At 27.7% G+C, this 23,091-nt stretch carries 23 protein-coding genes; 12 read left to right on the forward strand and 11 right to left on the reverse strand.

The window, feature by feature from the left end; translation table 11 throughout:
• Nucleotides 1-2: 2 nt before the first annotated feature.
• Nucleotides 3-671 (forward strand): ATP phosphoribosyltransferase, encoded by a 669-nt coding sequence (gene hisG / locus AC8IG9_RS02110; RefSeq protein ID WP_507425169.1) that lies wholly within the window; start codon nucleotides 3-5, stop codon nucleotides 669-671.
• Between the two features lie 72 nt (nucleotides 672-743).
• On the opposite strand, the gene groL is transcribed toward hisG, so the two are convergent.
• Nucleotides 744-2,414 carry a chaperonin GroEL gene (gene groL / locus AC8IG9_RS02115; RefSeq protein ID WP_507425170.1) on the reverse strand — a complete coding sequence of 557 codons (1,671 nt, stop codon included), beginning with the start codon at nucleotides 2,412-2,414 and terminating at the stop codon, nucleotides 744-746.
• A 27-nt stretch (nucleotides 2,415-2,441) separates the two neighbouring features.
• Complete coding sequence (groES, locus tag AC8IG9_RS02120; RefSeq protein WP_507425171.1) at nucleotides 2,442-2,738, reverse strand: co-chaperone GroES; 297 nt, start codon at nucleotides 2,736-2,738, stop codon at nucleotides 2,442-2,444.
• 202 nt (nucleotides 2,739-2,940) lie between these two features.
• Here groES and aptA point away from each other — a divergent pair, with 202 nt between their 5' ends.
• The 7 genes from aptA to AC8IG9_RS02155 are packed head-to-tail and all read left to right on the forward strand — an operon-like array spanning nucleotide 2,941 to nucleotide 10,831.
• The gene (gene aptA, locus AC8IG9_RS02125) at nucleotides 2,941-4,302 is read left to right on the forward strand and encodes an omega-aminotransferase AptA (protein WP_507425172.1); all 1,362 of its coding nucleotides are present in this window, start codon (nucleotides 2,941-2,943) and stop codon (nucleotides 4,300-4,302) included.
• Between the two features lie 11 nt (nucleotides 4,303-4,313).
• Complete coding sequence (locus AC8IG9_RS02130; RefSeq protein ID WP_507425173.1) at nucleotides 4,314-5,162, forward strand: TIGR01459 family HAD-type hydrolase; 849 nt, start codon at nucleotides 4,314-4,316, stop codon at nucleotides 5,160-5,162.
• Nucleotides 5,163-6,095 (forward strand): bifunctional riboflavin kinase/FAD synthetase, encoded by a 933-nt coding sequence (locus tag AC8IG9_RS02135; protein ID WP_507425174.1) that lies wholly within the window; start codon nucleotides 5,163-5,165, stop codon nucleotides 6,093-6,095. It begins immediately after the preceding gene.
• Nucleotides 6,082-8,826: an isoleucine--tRNA ligase gene (ileS, locus tag AC8IG9_RS02140; RefSeq protein ID WP_507425175.1), complete on the forward strand. Its 2,745-nt coding sequence runs from the start codon at nucleotides 6,082-6,084 to the stop codon at nucleotides 8,824-8,826. The genes AC8IG9_RS02135 and ileS overlap by 14 nt, the downstream gene beginning before the upstream one ends.
• 1 nt (nucleotide 8,827) lies before the next feature.
• Nucleotides 8,828-9,307 carry a signal peptidase II gene (gene lspA, locus AC8IG9_RS02145; RefSeq protein ID WP_507425176.1) on the forward strand — a complete coding sequence of 160 codons (480 nt, stop codon included), beginning with the start codon at nucleotides 8,828-8,830 and terminating at the stop codon, nucleotides 9,305-9,307.
• Complete coding sequence (locus tag AC8IG9_RS02150) at nucleotides 9,304-9,639, forward strand: DUF3035 domain-containing protein (protein ID WP_507425177.1); 336 nt, start codon at nucleotides 9,304-9,306, stop codon at nucleotides 9,637-9,639. Before lspA ends, AC8IG9_RS02150 begins: the two co-directional genes overlap by 4 nt.
• A 4-nt stretch (nucleotides 9,640-9,643) precedes the next feature.
• Nucleotides 9,644-10,831, forward strand: coding sequence for a phosphoglucose isomerase-related protein (locus AC8IG9_RS02155; RefSeq protein WP_507425178.1), 1,188 nt, complete (start codon nucleotides 9,644-9,646; stop codon nucleotides 10,829-10,831).
• Here the strand turns inward: AC8IG9_RS02155 and rsmD are convergent.
• Complete coding sequence (rsmD, locus tag AC8IG9_RS02160; protein ID WP_507425179.1) at nucleotides 10,823-11,389, reverse strand: 16S rRNA (guanine(966)-N(2))-methyltransferase RsmD; 567 nt, start codon at nucleotides 11,387-11,389, stop codon at nucleotides 10,823-10,825. The genes AC8IG9_RS02155 and rsmD overlap by 9 nt on opposite strands.
• On the reverse strand, nucleotides 11,364-12,104 hold the full coding sequence (locus tag AC8IG9_RS02165; RefSeq protein WP_507425180.1) for a pseudouridine synthase: 741 nt from the start codon (nucleotides 12,102-12,104) through the stop codon (nucleotides 11,364-11,366). Before AC8IG9_RS02165 ends, rsmD begins: the two co-directional genes overlap by 26 nt.
• Nucleotide 12,105: 1 nt before the next feature.
• Here AC8IG9_RS02165 and AC8IG9_RS02170 point away from each other — a divergent pair, with 1 nt between their 5' ends.
• On the forward strand, nucleotides 12,106-12,567 hold the full coding sequence (locus AC8IG9_RS02170) for a nucleoside deaminase (protein ID WP_507425181.1): 462 nt from the start codon (nucleotides 12,106-12,108) through the stop codon (nucleotides 12,565-12,567).
• Here AC8IG9_RS02170 and purD read toward each other — a convergent pair.
• On the reverse strand, nucleotides 12,564-13,829 hold the full coding sequence (purD, locus tag AC8IG9_RS02175; RefSeq protein ID WP_507425182.1) for a phosphoribosylamine--glycine ligase: 1,266 nt from the start codon (nucleotides 13,827-13,829) through the stop codon (nucleotides 12,564-12,566). The genes AC8IG9_RS02170 and purD overlap by 4 nt on opposite strands.
• A gap of 27 nt (nucleotides 13,830-13,856) precedes the next feature.
• Here purD and xseA point away from each other — a divergent pair, with 27 nt between their 5' ends.
• Genes xseA through AC8IG9_RS02190 form a run of 3 tightly spaced genes read left to right on the forward strand, consistent with a single transcriptional unit; the run spans nucleotide 13,857 to nucleotide 16,037 of the window.
• Nucleotides 13,857-15,044 (forward strand): exodeoxyribonuclease VII large subunit, encoded by a 1,188-nt coding sequence (gene xseA / locus AC8IG9_RS02180; RefSeq protein ID WP_507425183.1) that lies wholly within the window; start codon nucleotides 13,857-13,859, stop codon nucleotides 15,042-15,044.
• A gap of 9 nt (nucleotides 15,045-15,053) precedes the next feature.
• Nucleotides 15,054-15,245 (forward strand): DUF2093 domain-containing protein, encoded by a 192-nt coding sequence (locus AC8IG9_RS02185; RefSeq protein WP_507425184.1) that lies wholly within the window; start codon nucleotides 15,054-15,056, stop codon nucleotides 15,243-15,245.
• Nucleotides 15,246-16,037: a M23 family metallopeptidase gene (locus AC8IG9_RS02190; protein ID WP_507425185.1), complete on the forward strand. Its 792-nt coding sequence runs from the start codon at nucleotides 15,246-15,248 to the stop codon at nucleotides 16,035-16,037.
• Nucleotides 16,038-16,041: 4 nt separating this feature from the next.
• Here AC8IG9_RS02190 and AC8IG9_RS02195 read toward each other — a convergent pair whose 3' ends face one another.
• From AC8IG9_RS02195 to ubiA, 6 genes are read right to left on the reverse strand one after another with little or no spacing between them, the layout of a single operon-like run.
• Nucleotides 16,042-16,917 (reverse strand): lysophospholipid acyltransferase family protein, encoded by an 876-nt coding sequence (locus AC8IG9_RS02195; protein ID WP_507425186.1) that lies wholly within the window; start codon nucleotides 16,915-16,917, stop codon nucleotides 16,042-16,044.
• On the reverse strand, nucleotides 16,917-17,894 hold the full coding sequence (gene lpxK, locus AC8IG9_RS02200; protein ID WP_507425187.1) for a tetraacyldisaccharide 4'-kinase: 978 nt from the start codon (nucleotides 17,892-17,894) through the stop codon (nucleotides 16,917-16,919). Before lpxK ends, AC8IG9_RS02195 begins: the two co-directional genes overlap by 1 nt.
• 12 nt (nucleotides 17,895-17,906) lie before the next feature.
• On the reverse strand, nucleotides 17,907-19,145 hold the full coding sequence (locus AC8IG9_RS02205; RefSeq protein ID WP_507425188.1) for a 3-deoxy-D-manno-octulosonic acid transferase: 1,239 nt from the start codon (nucleotides 19,143-19,145) through the stop codon (nucleotides 17,907-17,909).
• Nucleotides 19,146-19,155: 10 nt separating this feature from the next.
• Nucleotides 19,156-20,889, reverse strand: coding sequence for an ABC transporter ATP-binding protein (locus AC8IG9_RS02210; RefSeq protein WP_507425189.1), 1,734 nt, complete (start codon nucleotides 20,887-20,889; stop codon nucleotides 19,156-19,158).
• Between the two features lie 3 nt (nucleotides 20,890-20,892).
• Entirely contained in the window at nucleotides 20,893-22,212 is a 1,320-nt protein-coding gene (locus AC8IG9_RS02215; protein WP_507425190.1) for a TldD/PmbA family protein, read from the reverse strand.
• The gene (gene ubiA, locus AC8IG9_RS02220) at nucleotides 22,205-23,071 is read right to left on the reverse strand and encodes a 4-hydroxybenzoate octaprenyltransferase (RefSeq protein WP_507425191.1); all 867 of its coding nucleotides are present in this window, start codon (nucleotides 23,069-23,071) and stop codon (nucleotides 22,205-22,207) included. The genes AC8IG9_RS02215 and ubiA overlap by 8 nt, the downstream gene beginning before the upstream one ends.
• Nucleotides 23,072-23,091: the final 20 nt, after the last annotated feature.

Consider the following 23,091-nt stretch of genomic DNA (forward strand, 5'->3'; position numbering starts at 1 on the left):
TTATGTCTAAAATAAAAATAGGATTGCCAAGCAAAGGAAGATTAAAAGATGAATCTTTAGCTTTTTTAAAAAGCAAGAATCTAGAAGTGATGAATTCTTTTGGAGAAAGAAACTATTTCTTTAATATTAAAAATAACAGTGAAATAGATGGAGTTTTTTTACACGCTAGAGAAATAATCGAAAGAATTAATGACGGCACTTTAGATATTGGTATTTCAGGGCTAGATCTACTTAAGGAGTTGCCAGACGTTTATTCACAAAATGTAAAAATTTTTAAAAAACTTAATTTTGGTTTTGCTGATTTAGTAGTAGCTATACCAAAAGATTGGTTAGATGTTCAGAATATGGCTGACTTAGAAGAGGTAAGCTTTGAATTTAGAGAAAAGTACGGACGTCGAATGCGAGTTGCTACTAAATATCCAAATTTAACTGAATCTTTCTTTTTATCGAAAGGAGTAAGTCAGTTTCGAGTTGTTCCAAGTTTAGGAGCAACAGAGTCTTATCCATTCACTGGCTCTTCTGAATTGATTACGGACATAACCTCTACAGGCTCAACTTTAAAAGCTAATAATTTAAGAATTATAAATGATGGGACTATATTAAAAAGTTCTGCCTGTATTTTTGTTTCTAAAAAAATTGCGAATAGTAAGTTTTTGAATTTTTTAAAATAGTCAAAAAAAAACCCCAGATTTTTAGTCCGGGGTTTTGAATTTTTTTAGAAAGTTTACTTAGAAAGAATGGAATTACATTCCCATTCCGCCCATACCACCCATTCCGCCCATACCACCCATTCCTCCTGGCATTCCACCACTACCAGAATTAGAGTTTTTGTCGTCGGGTTTGTCTGCGATCATTGCTTCAGTTGTAATAAGTAGTCCTGCTATTGAAGATGCATCTTGAAGAGCCGTTCGAACAACTTTAGTTGGATCAATGATACCTTTTGCAAACATATCACAATACTCACCGCTTTGAGCATCGTAGCCTTGAGAAGATTTTTTTCCTTCTAAAAGTTTTCCAACAATTACTGAACCATCTACTCCAGCATTGCTTGTGATTTGTCTGATTGGGTATTGTAAAGCTTTTCTGATTATTTCAACGCCAGCTTTTTGATCGTCACCTTTTGGTTTTAAATTATTTAGAGCTTCAGAGGCATATAGTAATGCACATCCACCACCAACAACCACACCTTCTTGTACAGCTGCTCTAGTAGCGTTAAGCGCATCTTCCACTCTGTCTTTTCGCTCTTTAACTTCAACTTCTGTAGCGCCACCAACTTTAATAATAGCAACACCACCAGCAAGTTTAGCTAATCTTTCTTGTAATTTTTCTTTGTCATAATCAGAAGTAGTTTCTTCAATTTGTTTTCTAATTTGACCACATCTTGCTTCTATTTCTGATTTTTTTCCTGCACCATCAACGATAGTTGTGTTGTCTTTATCAATTCTAATTTTCTTACATTGACCAAGATCTTTCAACTTTACGTTTTCAAGTTTAATGCCAAGATCGTCAGATATAACCTGACCACCGGTTAATATGGCAATATCTTCTAGCATTGATTTTCTTCTATCACCAAAACCAGGAGCTTTAACGGCTACGACTTTTAAACCACCTCTTAATTTATTTACAACTAAAGTTGCAAGAGCTTCGCCCTCAACATCTTCAGCAATAATTAAAAATGGTCTGCTAGATTGCACAACCGATTCCAATAGAGGAACCATAGGCTGTAAGTTAGTTAATTTTTTTTCTGTGATAAAAATTAGTGGATCTTCTAATTCCGCAATCATTTTATCTGCATTAGTAATAAAGTAAGGAGATAGATAACCTCTATCAAATTGCATACCTTCAACTACATCAAGTTCCGTTGAAAGACCTTTTGCTTCTTCAACTGTGATAACACCTTCGTTACCAACTTTTTGCATCGCTTTTGCAATCATGTCTCCAATTTCTTTTTCACCATTTGCAGAAATAGTTCCAACTTGTGCAATTTCTTCACTAGTTTTTACTTTTTTTGAACTTTCTTTAATTCTTGTTATTACAGCTTCTACTGCTAAATCAATTCCTCTTTTTAAATCCATTGGATTCATTCCAGCAGCAACATATTTACAACCTTCTCTTGCGATTGCTTGTGCTAAAACAGTTGCGGTTGTAGTTCCGTCACCAGCTTCCTCATTAGTTTTGCTAGCAACTTCTTTAACCATTTGAGCTCCCATGTTTTCAAATTTATCTTCAAGCTCAATTTCTTTTGCAACGGTTACTCCATCTTTAGTTATTCTAGGAGCGCCGAATGATTTGTCTATAACTACATTTCTTCCTTTTGGTCCTAGTGTTACTTTTACAGCATTTGCAAGTATATCAACACCTCTTAGCATTGCGTTTCTTGCGTCTGTATCAAATCTTACAATCTTACCTGCCATTTTTTTTCTCCTTTTTTTATATTTAATTTATTTTTTCTTAGACATGATGCCCATGATGTCAGACTCTTTCATGATGCTATATTCCACGCCGTCAATTTTAACTTCTGTTCCTGACCATTTTCCAAATAGAACAAGGTCTCCAACTTTAACTTCCATTGGTAAAATTTTTCCGTCTTCAGTTTTTGCTCCAGGTCCAACAGCAATAACTTTTCCTTCAGAAGGTTTTTCTTTTGCTGAGTCTGGTATAATTATTCCACCTGCTGTTTTTTCTTCTCCATCCAAGGGCTGAACAAGAACGCGATCGTGTAAAGGTCTAAAGTTCATTAATTTAATTCTCCGTAAAATTAGTTGTTAGTTAAAATATAACTTCGTACAACAATGTACCTGACGCTATATGATGACTGATCTATTAAATTTCAAGGGGTGCATAGTACAATAAAATAGCTAAAACACTATATTTTATTAGTTTTTTTTAACCTAATTTATATGGAAGATCTAAAATTATACTTTATAAAGTACAGCTCTTATGAGCTTAAACAACGACTTAGCTAAAGATCAAAATCAAAAGACTAATTATAAGCCTAATGATCTAGAGGCATTCTGGATGCCTTTTACCGCTAATCAAGATTTTAAAGCAGACCCAAGAATAATTTCAAAATCTAAAGGTATGTACTATTACACTCCAAATGGAGATAAAATTTTAGATGCAGTCGCAGGTTTGTGGTGTTGTAACGCGGGGCACAACAGAGAAGAGATTGTAAAAGCAATTCAAGAGCAAGCCGCTGAGTTAGATTTCGTTCCTTCTTTTCAAGCGGGTCATTATAAAGCTTTTGAATTAAGTAATAAGTTAACAGATATTTCACCAGAAAATTTAAACCATGTTTTTTATAGTAACTCTGGTTCAGAGGCAGTTGAAACAGCTTTAAAAATTGCTTTAGCTTATTTTAGAGCAATTGGACAACCATCAAAAAGAATTTTAATAGGTCGTGAAAGAGGTTATCATGGAACAGGTTTTGGAGGATTGTCAGTAGGAGGTATAGTTAATAACAAAAAGCAATTTGAAAGATTTTTACCAGATGTTTATCATCTTCCTCACACACATAATCTTGAACATAATTCATATTCTAAAGGACAGCCAGCATGGGGAGCTCATTTAGCTGATGATTTATTAAAACAAATTGAAAAGCATGGCGCAGCTAATATTGCAGCAGTTATTGTTGAACCAGTTGCTGGTTCAACAGGAGTTTTAATTCCACCGGTCGGTTATTTAGAAAAATTAAGAAAGATTTGTACTGATAATGATATTATCTTAATATTTGATGAAGTGATCACTGGATTTGGAAGATTAGGAAAGTCATTTGCTGCAGATTTTTTTAATATTGAACCTGACTTAATGACTATAGCAAAAGGATTGACTAGTGGCACCGTACCAATGGCCGCAACTTTTGTTTCAGATAAAATTTACAAAACTTTTATGAATGGAGATCCTAAAACTATTGAATTTTTTCATGGATATACTTATTCAGCACACCCATTAGCGTGTGCCGCTGCAATTGCAACACTTGATTTATATAAGAAAGAAAATTTATTAGTTAGAGCATCAGAAATTGCAAAATACTGGGAAGATGCTTTACATTCGTTAAAAGGTACTAGGCATATAATTGATATAAGGAATCTTGGACTAATAGGAGCCGTAGAAGTAGAACCAATTTCAGGCAAACCATCAAGAAGAGCATACAATGTTCTTTGTGAAGCTTTTAAAGATCAAAAATTATTTGTAAGAGTGACGGGAGACATTATTGCATTATCCCCTTCTTTAATTATAAAAAAACAAGAAATAGATTTAATTGTAGAAAAATTAAAAAAGACAATTAATTCTACCCAATAATATTTAAATTTATGAATAATCCTGTTTTTTTAAGAGGGTTAAATAAAATTTATTCAAGTTTTAATATATTCTTCGTTGATCTTTGGGGTGTAATTCATAATGGTGTGCAATGCTATTCTGAGGCTCTAAAAGCATTAAAAAATATAAAAAAAAATAAGAAAATTATACTTATCTCAAATGCACCAAGGCCAAATTACGATGTTCAAAAATTTCTAAAAAAAATTAATTTTAGTAAAAGTTTTTATAATTTATTAATTACATCAGGCGATGTAACTCGCTCTTATTTGAAGAATAATTATAAAAATAAGTCATTTTATCATCTTGGACCAAAAAGAGACGAAAGTTTATTTAGTAATTTAAGTTTAAAAAAAACTTCATTAAATAAAGCGGATTTTGTGATTTGCACAGGTGTTAACAATAACAAAGACAGTATTAAAAAATATTATTCAATTTTAAAAAAAATAAATAATAGAAAATTAAAAATGATTTGTGCAAATCCAGATTTAATTGTTCATAGAGGAGATAATGTTGAGTATTGTGCAGGTTCTATTGCCAAGCTATATGAAAAAATGGGTGGTAAAGTTCAGTACTTTGGAAAACCTTATAAATATTTTTATGAGTATATTTTTAAGATTTTAAAAAAAAAATATAAAAAAAAAATTAAAAAAAATAAAATACTTGCGATAGGTGATAATTTAAATACTGATATTTTAGGCGCAAACAATCTCAATGTTAAGAATTTATTTATAGCAGGTGGTATTCATAAATCTGAATGGAATAATCATAGTATTAATCTTGCTAAATTTGTGTTCAATAAAAATTTTAAGATTAATTATTTTCAGAATGAACTGACTTGGTAGATGAAAATTTATAATAATACTAATTCTGTTAATAAAAAATTTTTAAATTCTTTTTTAGCAATAGGAAATTTTGATGGTATTCATCTTGGTCATCAAGCACTTCTAAAAAAAGCTTATAATTTTTCAAGAAAGTTTAAAAAAAGATTTGGAATTTTTACTTTTGACCCGTTACCAAAAGATTTTTTTAGTAAGACTGATAATAGAATTTTAAATACTAATGATAAAGTAGATTTTATAAAAAAATTTTGTAAAGATTTTATTATTAAGCAAGATTTTAATTATAATTTTTCTAAGATTAGCCATGAAAACTTTGTTAAAAATATTCTTTTTAATAAATTAAAAGTTTCCAATATATTTGTAGGTGAGGATTTTAAGTTTGGATTTAAAAGAAAAGGCAATATTTCTTTTTTAAAACGAGTTTCACGAAAATATAATTTTAAAATATTTGTAATTAACTTTAGAAAATTTAGAAATCAGAAGATTTCTTCATCTAAAATTAGAGACCTTATTCAATCCGGAAAAATTAGTTTAGTTAATAAAATGTTAGGCAGGCCATGGCTGGTTTCTGGAATGGTTATTAAAGGAAAAAAGATTGGAAGAAGAATAGGATTTCCAACGGCAAATATTAAAATTTTTAATCAAATTAAGCCATTATTTGGGGTTTATGCTGTGAAAATAATTTTTAATAAAGGAACTTATAACGGAATTGCAAATTATGGAGTAAGACCAACTTTTGGCAAATCTGATCCAGTTTTAGAGGTTAATATTTTTGGAAAAAATCATAATTTTTATAATAAGAATGTTAAAGTTTTATTTATTGATTTTATTAGAAAAGAGAAAAAATTTGAGAATAGTCAGATGTTAATTCGTCAAATTAAGAAAGATATTAAAATTGCTAAAATTAGTTTAAAAAAAAAATATGTCAGAAATTAAAATAAATCTGCCTGCAACCTCATTTCCCATGAAGGCTAATTTGCCTGCAAAAGAGCCAGAGATAATTAAATTATGGGAGCAAATTAATCTTTACCAAGAATTAAGATCTAATAGCAAAGGTCGAGAAAAATTTATTTTGCATGATGGCCCTCCCTATGCAAATGGACATATTCATATTGGAACAGCATTAAACAAAATTTTAAAAGATATTGTTGTAAGATTTAATCAGATGACTGGGAAAGATGCACCTTATGTTCCAGGATGGGACTGCCATGGCCTACCGATAGAATGGAAAGTAGAAGAAGAGTATAAAAAAAAGGGAAAAAATAAAGATGCAGTCCCAGTTAATGAATTTAGAAAAGAATGCAGAGAGTTTGCGGAACATTGGATCGATATTCAAAAGCAAGAATTTAGCAGATTAGGTGTTAATGGGGACTGGAAGAATTACTACACTACCATGAGTAAATCTTCCGAGGCTCAAATAACAAGAGAAATTAGTAAATTTATAGTTAATGGAGGATTGTACAGAGGGTTCAAACCAGTTTTATGGTCAGTAGTTGAGTCAACAGCATTAGCTGATGCAGAAGTTGAATATTATGATCATGTCTCAAATACAATTTATGCAAAATTTTTAATTAAATCTGGACCTGAAAAATTTATTAATAGCAGTGTAGTTATTTGGACGACAACTCCTTGGACTATTCCTTGTAACAGAGCTTTAGCTTTTAATAATAAAATTAATTACTCGCTTGTAAAAATTAATAATAATGAAAAAATTATTGTAGCAGAAAAATTATTAAACAAAGTTTTATCAGATTGTGCGATTAAGCAGTATGAAGTTATAGAAAATTTTTCAGGATTAGAATTAAAAAATATTATTTGTTACCATCCATTCAAAGACATCGGATATACTTTTGATGTTCCAATGCTTGATGCAGCTTTTGTAAATTTAGAGCAAGGCACAGGAATTGTTCATTGTGCACCAAGTCATGGACCAGATGATTATTATTTGTGTTTAAATAATAATATTCAAGCCTTCGATACAATTGATGACAAGGGACATTATACAAAAAATATTATTAAATTTACGGGAATTCATATTTTTAAAGCAGATGAAATAATTATTAATGAGTTGTCTAATTTATCCAAATTGTTAGGTAGGGATAAATTAAAGCATAGCTACCCGCATTCATGGAGATCTAAAGCACCATTAGTTCATAGAGCCACACCGCAATGGTTTATTTCTATGGAAACAAATGATCTTAGAAAAAAATCTATAACGGCAATTGGTAATACAAAATTTTATCCAGCCGTAGGACAAAATAGATTAAAATCAATGATCGAAACAAGACCTGATTGGTGCGTTTCTAGACAAAGAGTTTGGGGTGTGCCTTTACCAATATTTATTTCAAAAAAAACAGGAAAACCTTTAACTGATGAAAGAATATTAGAGAATATATCAAAAATATTCGAGGACGAAGGTAGCGATTCTTGGTTTGTAAGAAATCCACAAGATTTTTTAGGAAAAGATTATAACGCTGCAGATTATGAGCAAGTCAAAGATATCGTCGAGGTTTGGTTTGATAGTGGATCTACCCATAGTTATGTCTTGGACAAAAGACCCGAACTTTCTTGGCCAGCAAATCTTTATTTAGAAGGATCAGATCAACACAGAGGATGGTTCCACTCTTCTTTGCTAGAATCTTGTGGCACCAGAGGAATGGCTCCATTTCAGAGTATTTTATGTCATGGATTTGTTGTTGATGGAAAAGGTCAAAAAATGTCTAAATCTTTGGGAAATGTAGTTGCACCAGAAGAAGTAATTAAAAATTTTGGTGCAGACATACTTAGATTGTGGGTTGTTGCGTCAGATTATTCAGAAGATTTAAAAATTGATAAAGCGATTTTAAATCAACATGCTGAGTCTTACAGAAAAATTAGAAATACTCTTAGATTTCTTTTAGGCAATCTAAATGATAAATTATTAAATGATGATTTTTCTAAAATAGAATATTTAAAATTATCATCATTAGAAAAATATGTTTTAACTCAGATTTATGATTTAGATTTACGATTTAGAGATTATATAAAATCTTACAATTTTCATAAAATATATGTTGAGTTATTAAATTTTTGTACTTTAGATTTATCAGCTTTTTATTTTGATATAAAAAAAGATATTCTTTATTGTGATAGTCGGGATAGCAAAAGAAGAAATTACTGTTTAGAAGTATTAAATGTTCTTACTAATTTTTTACTCAAATGGTTCTCGCCAATTCTAGCGTTTACAGCAGAAGAGGCTTATCAGGTAATTCAAAATAAAGATTCTAAGAGTATTCATTTGCAAGATTTTCCAATTATACCTTTGGTTTGGAGTAATTCTGAGGTTAAAGATAAGTGGAGCGGAATAAAAAAAATAAAACAAGTTGTTAACGCAGCCATAGAAGATGTTAGAAATAAAAAAATTATTGGTTCTAGTTTAGAAGCTAATGTTTTTGTTTATTTAAAAGATGAATATTTAAATCTTATTAAAGAAGAAGACTTGAGTGAGATTTTTATATGTTCAGAAGCTAAGGCGTTAAATTACAACAATCTAAATGATCTTTTTTCTTTAAAAGATATTGAAGGCGTGGCTGTTAGAATATCTAAAGCTCAAGGAAAAAAATGTCCTCGTTGTTGGAAAATTTTAGAAAATCCATGCGATAGAGATATTTGTGGATTAAAAAATTGATATGCTGAGTAAAAAAAAATTATATTTATTTATCTCTATATTTATTTTATTTGCAATAGATAGAGTTTCAAAAATCTTAATTTTAAAAAATCTTTCAAACAATTCTTCTTCAGAAATTTATATTAATTCTTTTCTTAATTTTTCTTTAGCCTGGAACAATGGAATTGGTTTTGGAATATTACAGATAGAACATTTTTTTTTTTACATGATCATCTCAATAATAATAACTATGATTAATTTTGCTCTTATTTATTGGATGTTGGCTTCATCAAATTATTTAGAGTCAATTTTCGTATCTATAATTCTAGGAGGATCTCTCGGAAATTTATTTGATAGATATTATTATAATGCAGTCCCAGATTTTATAGATCTTCACTATGAGAGTTTTCACTGGTTTACTTTTAATATTGCTGATATTTTTATAACTATTGGAATTATTGGTTTAGTAATAATTGATCTTTTTAAAATAAAAAAGAAATGAAAAAAAAATTAAGTTTATTCATATTAATAGTCTTATTAAGTTCTTGTGAGAATGTAAGAAAAGGAATGGGAGTTCAAAAAGATGTTCCCGATGAATTCTTAATTGAAAAAAGAAGCCCACTAGTAATGCCTCCTAATTTTGATTTATTGCCCCCCGATTCTGTTACTGCTCTAGACAACAAACAAGATGTAAAAAAAGATGAGAAAGATAGTTTAAAAGAAATGTTTAATAAAAATTTAGAGAGCAAGGAAAAAGAAAAGAATATTGAATCTAATAAGAAAGAAATTAGTACTGGATCTTTAGAAAAAAGTATTCTTGATAAGGTTAGATAGTTTAATGAAAATTAACTTCTTTAATACCGTCAATAAAATTAGCGCGTCTCACAAAAAAAATATTAACACATGCTTTAATATTTTTAATGATTTAATTAAAAATAAAGAAAATTTTTTTTTAGATACTTTATCGGATAATTATCAAAAAAATATTCATTTAAAAAAATTAATTTTAAAAAAAAAATTAAATAAAAATATCCTAATTATAGGAATGGGCGGTTCTGTTCTTGGCTCAAAAATGATTTCTTCTTTCTTTGGTTTAGATAAAAATTATTTTTTTTTAGATAACTTAAATAAAGAATTAATTAACGACTTAATAAAAAAAGATTTAACTAAATTTTCAATTTTTGTCATATCAAAATCTGGAACAACTTTAGAAACTTTATCAAATTGTAATATTATTTTAGATAATTTTAAAAAGAAAAAGAAAGATATATCTAAAAATTTTATAATTATTTCCGAAAGAAATAATGAATTATTTAATTTTGCAAAAAAGAATGACCTCAATTTTTTTGAGCACAATATTAATTTAAGCGGTAGGTATTCTGTTTTATCCGAGACAGGTTTATTAATGTTTAATCTTGATTATAAAAAAATTATTCATGGAATTAATTTAGTTTTAAAGAAAGATTTAAAAGATTTTTTAATTAAAAATACAGCATCCTTGCTAGCTTTAGTTAAAGGGCCTAAAATAGATACTCATGTTTCGCTTATTTATTCAAAAGAATTATTAAATTACGGTTATTGGCATCAACAGTTATTAGCAGAAAGCATTGGAAAAAACGGTAGGGATTTTACTCCTATTATATCGGAGTGCCCGAAAGATCATCATAGTATTATGCAGCTTTATTTAGACGGAAAAAAAAATAAATTTTTTACATTTATTAAAATGATCAATAATAAAAATGATAATTCTATAAAAGACTATTTTAACCAAGGATTAAAAACGGGTAATACCATAAATAAGATTATAGATGCACAATTCAATGCAACAATTAATGTTTTTAAAAAAAAATTAATTCCATTTAGAGTTATTCTTGTTGATGCAAATAAACCCACAGAAAGCCTTATTTCTTTATTGACCTACTCTATGTTAGAAACCGCCATTTTGTGCAAAGCTTTAAATGTTAATCCCTTTAATCAACCTGCTGTGCAATTGATAAAAACAGAAACTTATTCTATTTTAAGTTAAATTTAATTTTGCAAAATAAATTTTTGAGACTCCATAAATTCTTTCCTCAATAATATTTAGCTCATCATTTACAATATTATTTTCAGAGTTTGTATGAATAACTAATATATTGTTCTTATTAATAATTTTTTTTAGATCATTTATTATATCGTCAATATTTTTGACCTTAAAAGGAGGATCTAAGAATATTAAATTAGGTTTAATTTTGTTAAATAAATTATTGTTCTTAATTAACAAAACATCCTCATTAATAGCAACGGCACTCTCACTTAGGATATTCAAAACATTAAGATTTTTTTTCAAAATTATAAATGCTTCTGAACTTTTTTCAAAAAAAAAAACTTTCTCCACCTCTCTTGATAAACATTCTAACCCAAAAGAGCCAGATCCAGAAAAAAGATCTAAAACTATAGAATTTTTAAATTGAAATTGAATTTTATTAGAATGCTGCAGTATATTAAAAATACTTTCTTTTACTCTATCTCTCAAAGGTCTTGTAATTAATTTACTAGGAAAAAGTATTTTTTTTCCTTTATATTTTCCTGATATGATCCTCATATAGTTCCATTTCTTTTTCTTCTGCTTTCTCTATTTTTCCAGGTAGTAATTTTTTAAGTTTAAAGGGTCCATATTCTAAGCGAATAAGTTTGTTAACTTTAAGATTGATAGCGGAACATAAATTTCTGATTTCATTATTTTTACCTTCTTGCATCTGGAATTCTAGCCAAGAATTTGCATTCCCTTCTTTTAAAAATTTATATTCAAAAGGAGCATACCGCACATTTTTTATTTTTATTCCTTTACTAATTTTATTAAGAGCATTTTCATCAATGTATCCATAAACTCTAACTTTATATTTTCTAATAAATTTATTTTTAGGTAATTCTAGATTTCTAATAATTTCACCATCGTCCGTTAATAACAAAAGTCCTTCAGAATTAATATCTAGCCTGCCAACAGTTTTTATTTTTTTTAGATTAAAAGGCAAAAGCTCATATATAATTGGCCTGTCATCCTGTTTATTTCTGGATGTAATGTAATTTATTGGTTTATAAAATTTCCATACTTCCATTTTTTTATAAAGATTAATTTTTTGATTATTTAATATTATTTCGTCTTGATCGTTTACAAAAGTAATAGGAGATTTAATAATTTCTTTATTAACAATAATTTTATTTTTTAAAATTAATTGCTCTATTTCTCGTCTTGAGCCATATCCTTTGGACGATAAAAATTTAGCTATTCTAGTTTTTTTTTGGTAATCATTATTCATAATGAATGGTCAGATTGATATTTATACTAATTTACTTTTAAAATTATCAAAAAAAGCTCTTAAGTTGGGAGAACTTCCGGTTAGCGCAATTGTTGTTAATCCAATTACAAAGAAAGTCATATCAGCTTGCATAAATCAGACTAAAAATAAGAAAAACCCTATTTTGCATGCCGAGATTAACGCTATTACAAAAGCTTTAAAATTATCAAATTTAGAAAGATTAGATAAATTTGATCTTTATTGTTCATTAGAACCCTGCGCTATGTGCACCTCTGCTATTTCTCTTTCTAGAATTAGAAGAGTCTATTTTTGTTTGGAGGACAAAAAATCTGGAGGTTTTATTAGCGGTCCTAAATTGATTTATTCTAAAAATTTACATCATAAACCCAAATTTTATTATGGTTTTAAAGAGACAGCTTTTTTAGCTTTAATGAAAAATTTTTTTAAAAAAAAACGTAATTAATTATTGATGGCTCTCCAGCCAATATCTTTTCTAAAGTATTTATCTTTCCAGTTAATTTTTTTTAACATTTTAATACATACGTTTCTTGCTGACCTAAGGTCTTTATTTAAAGCTGTAGAATTTAAAACTCTACCTCCAGAAGAATAAATTTTATTATTTTTTTTGAATGTAGCAGCATGGAATATATATTGATTATTATTAATCTTTATATTTTCTAAATTTTTTATTTCAGATATTTGATCTTTTTTATTTGGATATCCTTTTGATGACGCAACAATTGTCATTGCTTTTTTCTTGCTCCAATTAATAGCGATTTTATTTATTTGCTTGTTCTTACAAGCTAATATTATTTTTAATAAATCTGTTTTTAATCTCATCATTAATACTTGGCACTCAGGATCTCCTAATCGAATATTATATTCAATAAGTTTAGGTTGGTTATCTTTAATAATAAGACCAGCATATAAAACACCTACAAAGGGACATCCCATTTTTTTTAGTCCTTTTAATGTAGGTTCGATAATTTGTTTTTTTATTTTTTCTTCTACCTGTTCATTAATAATATTTGAAGGAGAATAAGCACCCATTCCTCCAGTATTAGGACCTGTGTCACCTTCACCTATTCTTTTGTGATCTTGAGCGGTTCCAAAGAATTTATAACTTTTGCCATCTGACAATATAAAATAACTAGCTTCTTCACCTGATAAAAATTCTTCAACAACAAATTTTTTTGAACTTTTAAATTTACCTTTATTAATTGCTTTACATTTTTGTAGAGCTGCTTTTTTATTCTTACAAATAAAAACCCCTTTTCCCGAGGCTAGTCCATCAGCTTTTATAACTATAGGAGTATTCATATTATCAATATATTTTTTAACTCCTTTCATACTATTAAAAGATTTATAATCTGCAGTAGGTATTTTATATTTTTTACAAAGTAATTTTGTAAAAGATTTAGATTTTTCTAGTCTCGAAGCAGCTTTAGATGGACCAAAAATAAAAAAACCCTTTTTTTCTAAGTAATCTTTAATTCCATTTACCAAAGGGACTTCAGGACCAACAAATACTATTTTTGTATTATTATTTTTTAAAAAATTTGAAATATCTTTAAAATTTAAAACATCAATATTAACATTTTGAGCTATTTTGCTAGTTCCAGCATTACCCGGAAAACAAAATATTTTATTTATTTTTTTTGATTGTCTAAGTTTAAAACAAACAGAATGTTCTCTTCCACCGCTTCCTATAACAGCTATGTTCATATAATAATATAGGTATATAAATTGATAATGAAAAATATTCCAGAATTTTCTGTCTCAGAAATAACATCTTTAACAAAAAATATTTTAGAGGAGAATTTCGAAAGAATTAGAGTCAGAGGTGAGGTTTCTAAAATAAAAGAAAGTAAGGGTCATCTTTATTTTTCATTAAAAGATGAAAACTTTCTATTGAATGCTATTTGCTGGTCGAGTTCGGTGCCATTTTTACAAATTTTTCCAGAAGAAGGAATGGAAGTAGTTGCTGAAGGAAAAATTACAACCTATGCGAAAAGTAGCATTTCTAGTTACCAAATTAAAGTTGATCAGATTGAACTACAAGGCGAAGGTGCAATACTAAAATTGATTGAGCAAAGAAAAAAAAAATTACAGGCTGAAGGTTATTTTAATGAAGAGCACAAAAAGCCCATACCATTTATTCCTGATAAAATTGGAATAATTACCTCCCCAACTGGAGCTGTAATAATGGATATTATTAATAGGGTAAAGCATAGGTATCCAACTCATCTTTTAATTTATCCAATTTCTGTTCAAGGAAATAAGTCGGCGGGGGAAATTGTTGAGGGAATAAATTTTTTTAACAAAAATATTGAAGTTAATACTATAATAATTGCACGAGGAGGAGGTGGAGCCGAAGATTTACTTTCATTTAACGATGAGAGTGTAGTTAAAGCCGCATTCTCTAGTAAAATACCAATCATATCAGCAATTGGCCATGAAACTGATTTTACTCTTTTGGATTTTGTCGCTGATTATAGAGCATCAACACCAACAGCTGCTGCTGAGAAAGCCGTTCCAGAAAAAAGTAATTTAATCGAAAAGATTCGGGGATTAAAGAAACAATTAATTTCTAATTTTAGTTTATTATTACAAGAAAAAGATAAATCTATTTACCAATTAGTAAAATTTTTAGATATTAAGAATTTAAAGAATTTTATCAAAGATAAGAAAGATAAAATTAAACTTATTGATAAATCTCTTTTAAATTTATTAAAAAATAAATTTAAATATTTAGATTTAAATTTAAATGGTGTTTTTTCTAGGTTAAGTAGTTTAGACACCAATAAAATTTTAAAAAGAGGTTTTTCAATTGTAAGGGATTTAAATAGTAATATTGTTTATAAAAAAAATAAAATTAACAAAAATGATGATGTTGTAATTGAATTATCGGATGGAAAAATAAAAGCTAAAATTACTTAAAAATATTTTATGAAAGAAGCAAAATTAAAATTTAAACCAGGAAATTTTGAAATTATTTCACAAGGAGATTATGTTACATGCAAAGTATCTGGGAAAAAAATAAACCTTTCCGAGCTTAGATATTGGAATGTCGAATTGCAAGAGCCTTACTTTTCTTATGTCGAAGCAACTGAAAGATTTAAAGAGTTAAACAAAAAATAGATGTATTTTTTAATTTTATTTTTTTTACTTTTTCCTTTTCAATTAGCAAATGCTTTTGAATTGAATAACGAAATAACTCAAGGCGCACTTATCGTTGGCAAAGAGCTACCTGACAGATCTATTTATGTTAATAAAAAACAAATAAAAATATCAAAAGATGGAATTTTTGTTTTTGGTATTAATTACAATCAAACAGGAAGTGTTGTTATTGATTCAATAGATCGAGATAACAAAATTACCTCTATGACTTATAAAATAAAAAAAAGACAGTACAAGATTCAGAAAATAGAAGGCCTAGATGAAAAAATGGTCACTCCTGATTATGAATCTTTAAAAATAATTAAAAAAGAAAATGAACTAATTAAAAATGCTCAATTAGTTAACTCAGATTTTACATTTTTTTATTCAGGCTTTAGCAAACCAGTAGATGGGCCAATTTCAGGAGTTTATGGAAGTCAAAGAATATTAAATGGGAAACCTCGCTCACCTCATTTTGGGATTGATTTTTCAGTTCCTAGAGGAACAGAGATTAAATCTCCAGCAGATGGATATGTAAGTCTTGCTGAGAAAGGTTTTTATTTTACAGGAGGAAGCATTGTTTTAGATCATGGACATGGTGTGTCTACAATTTATGCTCATTTAGACGAAATATTAGTAAAAAAAAACGAATTTATTAAAAAGGGTCAGGTAATCGGAAAAGTTGGCTCAACTGGAAGAGCAACAGGACCTCATTTGCATTTTGGAGTTAATTGGTTTGATACTAAAATTGATCCGCAGCTAATTTTAAAATAGTATTTTATTTCCATCTATCGTGTAACCAAAGCCAGTGAGCTGGATCTTTTTTAATGAATTCTTCAATTTTATGATTCATGTCTTTAGTTATGTTAAAAATATCTTTCTCGTAATTGTTTGTTTTATTTATTGATAATGGCTCTTCAACAAAAAACTCAAAGTTAGTATTTTTAATTCTTTTTATAAAAACGGGAACAAGCAAAGCATCATATTTAATTGCTAGTTGAGCTGGCATCGTAGTTGTTGTTGCGGGTTTATTGAAGAAAGGAATATGAATGCTTGAAGATAGTCTTTGATCCATTAGTAAAGCTAAAGGATTATTTGCTGATATGTGTTTAATCAATTTTTTAGTTCCTTTTGAACCTTTTTCTATTTGAATAGGAGCGATATATTTTTTTCTAATAAATTCCATAACCGGATTTAAAAAAATATTATTAAGAGGCCTATAAATAGCTCCGATATTAAAGCCTAATTCTTTTAAACATCTGCCCATTAATTCAAAATTTGCAAAGTGACCTGAGAAAAAAATGATTGGGTGTTTATTATTTTTTAATTTTTCAATATTTTTTGGGTCTATGAAAGTAATTTTATTTTTTTTTTCGTCAATAACACTAAATTTATTTAGATGAACATATTCACCAAATATTCTTCCTATATTTTTCCACATATTACTTATCAATATGTTAATTTCATTTTCAGAAATGTTTGGAAATGCAATTTGAATATTTTTTTTTGCTATTGTTTTGTTTCTAAATAAAGGACCAAAATATTTACCGATAAATTCACCTAAATTAGATGACAATTTTAAGCCAATAATTTTAAAAATTAGAAAAAAAAATATTACTAAAATGAATTCTATAAAATATCTAATAATTTTCATTAAAATAGTAGTCTAATTTCTTTTTCTAATAATTCTTTATTACTGAATAAAGTATTCAATTTAGTATAATAAATATTTTGTTTATATTTATTTTCAATCCTTACATAATCTTTTTCAGTAGTAATCAAATCGCATACATTATTTTTAGCTTCATTGAATAAAGTTTTGTAATTTTCTTCTGTAAATTGAAAGTGATCCGGATAAGTAATTTGTTTTCTAATTTTTATATTATTCTCTAATAAAATATCGAAAAAACTATCTGGATTTCCAATTCCTGAAAAAGCTATAAAATTTCTATTTTTTAAAGCATCAATATTTTCAATCTTATTTTCTGCATAGATAATATGCACATTATTATTGATTTTTTTTAATGTTTCCTCGATCTTTTCATTTTTTTTGCCTTTAATAATTATAAAATTAGCTCTTCGAACTGATGAAACAGGCTCTCTAAGTGGGCCAGAGGGTATTAAATTTTTATTTCCAAGCCAATTTTTTGAATCAAAACAAAGTATATTTATATTTTTTAATATTGATAAGTCTTGAAAGCCATCATCCATAATAACAGCATCGTATCCTAATTTTATAATATTATTTATAGCTTGTGATCTATCGTCAGCAATATATACGTGTCCAAATTTGTTTAATAGTAGAGGTTCGTCACCTATATTCGCTGAATTTTGATTTGGATAATTTAGTTTATTTAAATGAACATTCTCTTTATTCTTTCGACCGTAACCTTTTGTAAGAAAACAAACTTTTTTATAACGGCTTAATATTTTGAATATTTCAATTGCAGCAGATGTTTTCCCAGTTCCTCCAATATAAATATTTCCCACGCAGATTATAGGAATATTAAATTTATGTTGAACAGCAGTTATTTTTTTTATTAAGATTATAAAATAATAAATAATTGATAGCGGATACAATAGTATAGATAAAAAAGAATTTTTTTTTTTATCCCAAAATTTTGGCTTCATAAAATACATTGATTAACTAATTATATATTTATCTAATTCTTTAATTGTTGTTAAAAAAATTTCATTACCCATTTTAGTTATCTTGTCTTTAATATTTGTATTTTTATAATTATTAAATTTTTCATCTAATTGATTCGTAAGTTCTGACTCAGATTTAATTTTAAATGCAGCATTTTCTTTATTTAGGTAATTATATATCTCAGTAAAATTGTATATATAGGGTCCGTAAAAAATTATTGAATTGTTGTAAGCTACTTCAATAGGATTTTGTCCTCCATGATTTATTAACGATCCTCCAATAAAAACATATTTAGATAATTTTAAGAATTCTTGTGCAGAGCCATAAGAATTTACAATTACGATATCCGTATCATCTTTAAAATTAGATATAGAATCTGTTATTAAAAAATTTAACTTAAGTTTTTCAGTTAATGCTTTAATTTCCAAAACTCTATTGATATGCCTCGGAATGATTATAGTTAATAAATTAGGATATTTTTTTTTTAAATTAATATGTGAATTTATACATATTTCTTCTTCACCATTGTGAGTGCTAAGAGCGATAAATATTATTTTTTTAGATAAGGTTGGATTAGAAAAATCTTTAGAATTATATTCTTCAGAACGAGTTAATTTAAGATTTCCTATAAACTGTATATTGTTAGTCTTAAAATAATTAAAATAGCTTTGACTTTCCTCGCTTTGACAAAGAACTAGATTGAAACAATTTATTATATTTTTCATATTCGTTTTAAAAAATTTCCACCTATTAAAAGACTTTTTGGATAGTCTTGCATTTAGAAGAATTATTGGAATATTACTATCTCTAGCTTTGAAGATTTGATTAGGCCAGATTTCAGATTCAGTAAAAAAAATTACATCTGGTCTCCATTTAGAGAAGAATTTATTAATTATTTGAGGAGTATCAAAAGGTGCGAATTGGTGAATAATATTTGAGACATTGTTGTATTTTTTTTGAAACACATCATTTGATCCTATAGTAGAAGTAGTAACCAGAATTTGGGTATTTTTTTTTAAATAATGATCAATAATTGGAAATATACTTTTAAGTTCACCTATGCTCGAGCAATGAAACCAAATTAAAAATTTATCTGTTTTAAATTGAGAGGATATGCACAATTTTTCCTTATATCTTGTAGGGCTTTTTTTTTTTTTTAACAATCTTAAAAATAAATATAAGTATAAAAAATAATTTATTATAAAGGTTAAAAAAATATAAATCTTTTTCATAGGGTAAGATTTAATTTAAGGTCTGTTTATCGTATAAATTTTTGTAAACTGTAGAATTTTTGACTAATTCTGAATGATTCCCCTCATCAATAATTTTTCCTTTGTTTAATATATAAATTTTATCACAATTAATTATTGAAGAAAATTTATGACTAATTATTAATGTTGTTTTATTTTTAGTAAGATTATCTAGCGCATATCTAATTTTTTCTTCAGCTTCAGAATCCAAAGAAGAAGTTGCTTCATCAAGTAAAATTATGGGTGAGTTTTTTAAAATTGCTCTAGCTATTGAAATTCTTTGTTTTTGTCCACCTGATAATTTAACTCCATTTTCACCTACGATCGTATTGTAGCCATTTTTTAAAGAATTTATAAAATCATCTATAGCAGCAAATTTGGCAGCATTCTTGATCTCATCATCAGTCGCAAGAATGTTTGCATATGCAATATTATTTTTTATTGTATCATCAAAAAGAACCGTATCTTGACTCACAATAGAAATATTTTTTCTTAAAGAAGATAATCTAATCTTATTAATTTCTTGATTATCGATAAGGATACTTCCTTCTTTTAGATTATAAAATCTCGGTATTAAGTTTAAAATAGTTGTTTTTCCGGAGCCACTAGTTCCAATAATTGCAGTTTTAGAACTTCCGGCAATGCTAATATTTATTTTATCAATAACTTTTGATCCGTCTGGGTAGGTAAAGCTAACATCTTTAAATACTATCTCTCCAGAGGAAAGATTTAGTTCAGGAAGAGTAACATCATCTGATATTTGATCTTTTTGATCAATTAAATCGTATATTCTCTTCGCAGCAGAAACACCTTCTTGTATGCCAACATTAATTCCAGCTAGGGCTCTTACTGGCTGATAAGCAAGCATTAGTGCTGCTAAAAAAGAAACAAATTGACCCATAGTTATTGCTCCCTGCATGCTTCTATAACCAGCAAAAAAAACTACTGAAGCAATAGCAAATGCAGTAATCATTTCCATTGTAGGACCGGTTCCAAGGCGCACCTGTTCTACTTTTCTCATTTTCTTAAATCTATCTTCTATAAAATTAGATATTTTAATTTGTTCATCTTTTTCTCTTTGATAAATTTTTACAAGCCAAGATCCTCTGATAATTTCAGATAAAAATTTACTTAAATTTTCAGTAGCTTCAAAACTTAGGCTAGCTTTTTTTCCCATTTTTTTTCCAAATTTTCTCGAGAAAAAAGCGGCTATAGGAATAATAACCAAAGCTAAGATGCTTAATTGCCAATCATGGTAAAACATGAGAATTATTAACGCTAGTAAAGTTAATATTTCTTTTATTGAGCTTATAACTATTCCGGATATTACGTTAAACAAAACTTGGGTATCGTTTATAAAGTTAGAAATAAATTTACCAGAATGTTTTCCAACAATATAAGAAATATCAGAGGTTAATATTCTTTTAGCCATTAAAATTTGAATATTCTCTACAACTTTCATTCCTATTTTTATTGTTACAATTCTTACAGCAAATGTTGAAAGGCCTTTTAAAACAAAAACTATAATTATCGCTAAAGGAATCATATAGAGCATGGTCTTATTTTGGTTCAAAAATATTTCTTTTATAGCAGGATCCAATAACCACGCACTTGCAGCAGTTGTTACTGCTGAAATGATCATGAAAAATAGACAAATAAAAATTAGATTTAAATATTTTTTTATCTGAGTGTGAAAAATTCTATTAATAAGCTCATTGTTATTCATTAATTATTTTCCTCCAATAATTATATTATTAATTCTTATTGTTGGAGAATTTATTCTAGATTTGAATTCAAGATCATTAGCTAATATCATTTCTTTAAACATATTCTTGATATTTCCTGCGACAGTAATTTCGCTTATTGGATAAGTTATTTCTCCATTTTCTATCAAAAAACCAGAACCTCCTTTGCTAAAATCTCCTGTAACACTATTAAAGCCTGAGCCAAATAACTCTGTTATGCAAACACCTCTTTTTATATCTTTTATCAAATCTGTTTTTGTTACTTTCCCATTCTCAAAATAACAGTTGGTTGCACCGCCGCATCTGCCATTAGTTTTTTTTCTTAGCATTTTTCCAGAATAAGTATCTAAAAGAATTTCATTAAGCTTGCCTGCATTAATTAATCTTAATTTTTTGCAATTTACTCCTTCTGAGTCAAAATTTTTTGACCCTAGTCCTTTTTTTATTAGCGGATCATCAATTACATTAATATTTTCTTGAAACAAAATTTCTCCTATATCCCCTTTAATAAAACTTACTTTTCTAGCTAAATTGTGTCCAGAAATAGACGATAGTAAATGAGATAAAAAACTCGAGGATACTCTTGGTTCAAATACGGCTGGACCTGTAAAAGAATTTATTTTTTGGGGATTTAGTCTGGAGTGCGCTCTTTTCGCTGCTAATTTTCCAATACTTTTTGGTTCTGGAAGATCGTTAAAAAATCTTTTTGATGAATATTCATAATCTCTTTCCATGCTATCATTTTCTTTTGCCAGCACATCGCATGAAATATTAAAAACGGATGATTTTCGTCCTCCTGAAAAACCATTGGAGTTTTTTAATAAAAAATTTGATTTTACTTCTGAGAAAGAAACGCCATTTGAGTTAAATATTTTTTCTTGAACTAGTGCCTCATGCTCACATTCGGATACGTAATTTTTTTTGTTTTCATAAGGAATTATTGAATCATCGAATAAGTCTAGATTATTAGAATCTTTATCTAAAAATTGATCTTGGGGAAGACCACAGTATTGATCTTCAGGAGTATTTTTTGCCATCTCGTAGCATCTAACAATTGCTTTCTTAATATTATCTTTTGTTAAATTTGATGTAGAAATAGAAGACTTTTTTTGATTAATGTATGCAGTGAGGCCAATACTAATATCTTCAGACCTTGTAAATTCTTCAATTTTATTATTTCTTTGTAACATATCTTCCGAAATTGAATGACCCACAACCACCTCAGAGTTTGTTGTGCCAATTTTTTTTAATTCATCAATGCAATACTCGCCAAGATTATTTAAAAATGAACTGTCTTTAAGCATTATAAGTTTCTAAGAAAAATATTAAAAATATTAAAAGTCCAAAAAAATTATTACTGTTAAATACTTTTTGAATCTTTTCCCTATCATTAGAGTTGGTTTTTTTAATTAATAATACTTGATAAATTAAATGTGCAGATGAAGTTATTATTAAGATAAAATAAAGAAAAGATCTATCTGTTAAAGCACCTAAAGCAATTAATAAAATTATTAAAGAAATGTAGCAAAAAAAAAGGAAGTTCTTTATGTCGTGTTTAAATTTAATTGCTGTAGATTTGATCTTTATTTTTAAATCGTCGCGTCTATCTTGTAGTGCGTAAATTGTATCGTATCCTAAAGTCCAAAATATCGCCGCCACATATAAGATGATTGTTTCAATTTTTAAGTTTTCAAAGAACACTGACCAGGCAAGTAGCACTCCCCAATTAAATGTAAAACCAAGAAATAGTTGAGGCCAAAATGTTATTCTTTTCATAAAAGGATAAGTTAAAATTAATAATCCAGATGATAAACCTAATATTCTAGAAAAATTATTAAACTGAAACAATATTACGATTGCAGGAATTAAAAGTAGCAGAATAATAATCCAAGCAGTTTTTACACTTATTTTTTTAGAAGCTATTAAACGTTTTTTGGTTCTTTGAACTTTGCTATCTATATTTTTATCTACGATGTCATTATAAACGCAACCAGCACTTCTCATTACTATAGAGCCTATAAAAAATAAAATTAAGTACTTAATAAATAAATTATCATTTACAGTAAACCATTGGGTCATTGCCAAACTCCAAGCACATGGCCAGAATAATAAAAAGATTCCAATGGGTTTATTTAATCTTAATAATTCAGCAAATTGGTACATTTTGTAAAAATTGAGTAATT

It is taken from the genome of Candidatus Allofontibacter sp., assembly GCF_040404065.1.
Lineage (GTDB): Bacteria > Pseudomonadota > Alphaproteobacteria > Pelagibacterales > Pelagibacteraceae > Fontibacterium.

What these genes read in the sequence shown, in the direction of transcription:
- ubiA (WP_507425191.1), bottom strand. Translation starts at nt 23,071, where the DNA reads ATGTACCAATTTGCTGAATTATTAAGATTAAATAAACCCATTGGAATC.
- lspA (WP_507425176.1), top strand. Translation starts at nt 8,828, where the DNA reads ATGCTGAGTAAAAAAAAATTATATTTATTTATCTCTATATTTATTTTA.
- AC8IG9_RS02210 (WP_507425189.1), bottom strand. Translation starts at nt 20,889, where the DNA reads ATGAATAACAATGAGCTTATTAATAGAATTTTTCACACTCAGATAAAA.
- groES (WP_507425171.1), bottom strand. Translation starts at nt 2,738, where the DNA reads ATGAACTTTAGACCTTTACACGATCGCGTTCTTGTTCAGCCCTTGGAT.
- AC8IG9_RS02135 (WP_507425174.1), top strand. Translation starts at nt 5,163, where the DNA reads ATGAAAATTTATAATAATACTAATTCTGTTAATAAAAAATTTTTAAAT.
- ileS (WP_507425175.1), top strand. Translation starts at nt 6,082, where the DNA reads ATGTCAGAAATTAAAATAAATCTGCCTGCAACCTCATTTCCCATGAAG.
- AC8IG9_RS02205 (WP_507425188.1), bottom strand. Translation starts at nt 19,145, where the DNA reads ATGAAAAAGATTTATATTTTTTTAACCTTTATAATAAATTATTTTTTA.
- hisG (WP_507425169.1), top strand. Translation starts at nt 3, where the DNA reads ATGTCTAAAATAAAAATAGGATTGCCAAGCAAAGGAAGATTAAAAGAT.
- AC8IG9_RS02195 (WP_507425186.1), bottom strand. Translation starts at nt 16,917, where the DNA reads ATGAAAATTATTAGATATTTTATAGAATTCATTTTAGTAATATTTTTT.
- xseA (WP_507425183.1), top strand. Translation starts at nt 13,857, where the DNA reads ATGAAAAATATTCCAGAATTTTCTGTCTCAGAAATAACATCTTTAACA.
- purD (WP_507425182.1), bottom strand. Translation starts at nt 13,829, where the DNA reads ATGAACATAGCTGTTATAGGAAGCGGTGGAAGAGAACATTCTGTTTGT.
- aptA (WP_507425172.1), top strand. Translation starts at nt 2,941, where the DNA reads ATGAGCTTAAACAACGACTTAGCTAAAGATCAAAATCAAAAGACTAAT.
- rsmD (WP_507425179.1), bottom strand. Translation starts at nt 11,389, where the DNA reads ATGAGGATCATATCAGGAAAATATAAAGGAAAAAAAATACTTTTTCCT.
- AC8IG9_RS02170 (WP_507425181.1), top strand. Translation starts at nt 12,106, where the DNA reads ATGAATGGTCAGATTGATATTTATACTAATTTACTTTTAAAATTATCA.
- AC8IG9_RS02215 (WP_507425190.1), bottom strand. Translation starts at nt 22,212, where the DNA reads ATGCTTAAAGACAGTTCATTTTTAAATAATCTTGGCGAGTATTGCATT.
- groL (WP_507425170.1), bottom strand. Translation starts at nt 2,414, where the DNA reads ATGGCAGGTAAGATTGTAAGATTTGATACAGACGCAAGAAACGCAATG.
- AC8IG9_RS02130 (WP_507425173.1), top strand. Translation starts at nt 4,314, where the DNA reads ATGAATAATCCTGTTTTTTTAAGAGGGTTAAATAAAATTTATTCAAGT.
- AC8IG9_RS02155 (WP_507425178.1), top strand. Translation starts at nt 9,644, where the DNA reads ATGAAAATTAACTTCTTTAATACCGTCAATAAAATTAGCGCGTCTCAC.
- AC8IG9_RS02190 (WP_507425185.1), top strand. Translation starts at nt 15,246, where the DNA reads ATGTATTTTTTAATTTTATTTTTTTTACTTTTTCCTTTTCAATTAGCA.
- AC8IG9_RS02185 (WP_507425184.1), top strand. Translation starts at nt 15,054, where the DNA reads ATGAAAGAAGCAAAATTAAAATTTAAACCAGGAAATTTTGAAATTATT.
- lpxK (WP_507425187.1), bottom strand. Translation starts at nt 17,894, where the DNA reads ATGAAGCCAAAATTTTGGGATAAAAAAAAAAATTCTTTTTTATCTATA.
- AC8IG9_RS02150 (WP_507425177.1), top strand. Translation starts at nt 9,304, where the DNA reads ATGAAAAAAAAATTAAGTTTATTCATATTAATAGTCTTATTAAGTTCT.
- AC8IG9_RS02165 (WP_507425180.1), bottom strand. Translation starts at nt 12,104, where the DNA reads ATGAATAATGATTACCAAAAAAAAACTAGAATAGCTAAATTTTTATCG.